The organism is Lelliottia nimipressuralis (assembly GCF_004115925.1).
Taxonomy (GTDB): domain Bacteria; phylum Pseudomonadota; class Gammaproteobacteria; order Enterobacterales; family Enterobacteriaceae; genus Enterobacter; species Enterobacter nimipressuralis.
Genome location: NZ_SDDX01000050.1, coordinates 1 through 2,767 on the forward strand (window position 1 = coordinate 1; position 2,767 = coordinate 2,767).

General features: G+C 49.4%; 1 protein-coding gene. It reads left to right on the forward strand.

Going from position 1 to position 2,767, the window contains the following annotated elements:
- Nucleotides 1–171: 171 nt before the first annotated feature.
- Nucleotides 172–2,767: inverse autotransporter beta domain-containing protein (locus tag ETG88_RS22120; RefSeq protein ID WP_206732586.1), on the forward strand; the 2,596-nt coding region annotated here is incomplete at its 3' end.

Sequence of the window (2,767 nt, forward strand, 5' to 3'; positions counted from 1 at the left end):
CCTGAGGAGATAATTTCACCGCTGTGTGAAGCCATGAGCCTGAAGCTCTTACCTGGGCGATTTACGTAAGGCTGGTGTTGTTGTTCAGGCCAGTAAATCAATTCATGGATTCAGTCGATACGCAGACGGTTTTTCGGTTTGATTACTTTCTCTGGCGGGCATTAGCACTCTATGAATACGTTATTTACTTCTTCCTGGGTTCGCAGAACTTCATGGCTGATGATATTGATTCAGATACTGAGCCCTGTCTCATTAGCAGTATCTTCTGTGGCTCATGCGGCTATCAAAAATGATTCTGAAAGTACCCTTATGGGTATGCAGGCCGTTATTGATGGCAATCCGGTATTCGATACGAATAACCTGCCATCGTTAGGGGCTGAAGAGAAAAAAGCCTCCGGGGAAAGTGCATCAAATAATAACGATAATCTGGAGCGGTCTGTCGCTGATGGAGCCAGTCGCGCTGGGCAGTTACTTTCTTCTGATGATTCCTCTCGTGCCACTATTAATTATGCTAAAGGCATCGCGGAAAGTCTCATCAATAATGAAATCAACGACTGGCTTAATCAAAAAGGTAACGGCCGTATTTCTGTCGGTTCAGATAAAACAGTCAGTGGTGATGTTCTCTTGCCATTAAGTGAGTCTGATAACAGTCTGTTCTTTACGCAGGGTGGATTGCGCACAAAAGAGGATCGTAATACCGTCAACCTGGGCGTCGGGTATCGACAGTATGCTGGCGACTGGATGTATGGAATTAACTCTTTTTATGATTACGATTACACCGGAAAAAATGCCCGTCTCGGTGTTGGTACTGAAGCCTGGACTAATTACCTTAAATTATCTGCAAATGGTTATATGGGACTGACTGACTGGCATCAGTCAAAAATCGCATCCATGCGCGATTACGATGAACGCCCGGCTAACGGATTTGATTTACGTGCAGAAGCCTGGTTACCTTCATGGCCGCAATTAGGCGGTAAACTTAAATATGAGCAATATTTCGGTAAAGGTATTGACCTTGGCACTGGAAGCGTAAGCCCGGATAAACTTAAAGATAATCCAAAAGCCCTTACCGCTGGATTAACATACACTCCTTTCCCGCTGATTTCTTTCTCCGGTGAACGTTCTGTTGGCGATCGTAACCAAACCCATGTGGGGATGGATTTTAATTACCGTTTTGGTGTGCCACTACATCAGCAACTTAATGCTGATAGCGTAGATATGATGCGCAGCCTTGCAGGCAATCGCTATGAGCTGGTTGATCGCAACTACGATATCGTTATGCAGTATCGTAAACAGGAGTTACTGCGTATCAGCTTACCGGAAAGTATTAATGCACAGGCTGCAGATACTGTACGTATTCAGGTGACAGTTCATAAGGCTAAATATGGGCTTAAAGACACCGAGTGGACCCCCTCTCCGGAGTTTGTTACCAATGGCGGCTCACTGCGTAAAATTTCTGCGACAGAACTGGAAGTAAAAGTACCGGCTTATGCCTGGAACACCCGCACCGGTCAGGCGCAGGAATATATTCTTAAAGCGGTTGGCACTGATGCTAACGGCAACCGTTCAAATACCGCTACGACCATTATCCGTGTAGCCCCATCCCGTAATGTTATCAGTAGCCTGACGGTAAGCCCGGATACGGCTGTACCTGCAGATAATGTGCAGTTTGCCACACTGACTGCAACGGTTACTGATGAGGCAGGTCAGCCTCTGGCCGCGCAAATGCTTACTTTTGCACTCACTGGCCTGACGGATGCTCAGGGTGCCTCTGCTGCTGCTCTTTTCACTGATTCTGCATCCGATGAAAAACAACTCACGGTAATGACAGATGCTCGTGGCCAGGCAAAGGTTATGGTCCGGAGTAAAATTGCGAAAGACGGAACCGTAACCGTGAAAATGGACAACGGTAACTATAAAAATGCGCAGGTACGGTTCATTGCAGACGCTGCTACAGCTCAGGTCGCCGCGTTAAAGGTCACCAAAGATAATGCACTCGCGGATGGTGTTTCCGCCAATGAGCTCGTTGCTTCAGTGCAGGACGTGAATGGTAATCCACTCGAAAACTTCACAGTTGGCGCTGATGTTGATAACGATGGGGTCGTTGACACAAGTGGCGTAACCGATGGCAACGGAAACACAACGCTGAAAGTAATGAATTCACGGGCTGGTGCAACGAATGTCACCGTACGTGCAGGCACAGCAGTGCGCACTGTTCAGACAGCCACAGTAAACTTTGTGGTGGATAAGTCAGTGGCTGAAATTACTGAAGGTGATCTGACTGTTGGCAGTGGTGCAGTGGCTAACGGAACTGACAGCAATGCTGTGACTGTTAAGGTTACTGACGGGCGTGGAAATGCCGTCGCTGGCGTTACCCTGCAACTGAATGTGGCTTCAGGCGCCAGCCTGAGTGCTTCAACACTCGAAAGTGGTGCGGACGGCACTGCACGTACATCCGTCACCAGCCTCCGGGCGGGCAGCTATGTCGTTAAAGTGACTATACTGGAGTCGGGTAACACGGCTCAGGCTGAAACAAGCTTTATTGCTGATGAAACCACTGCGGAAATTACTGAAGCGAATCTCGTCATCAGTCCGGATGGTGCTGTGGCTGACGGTGTGGCGAAGAACGGCGTGACGGCCATCGTGACGGATGCGCAGGGTAACCTCGTACCGGGTGCGGCGGTGAGCTTCACCGTGGCGGCCGGCGCCAGCATCACCACCCTGACCGGCACCACCGGTGCGGACGGCAAGGCGACGGCGGAGGTGA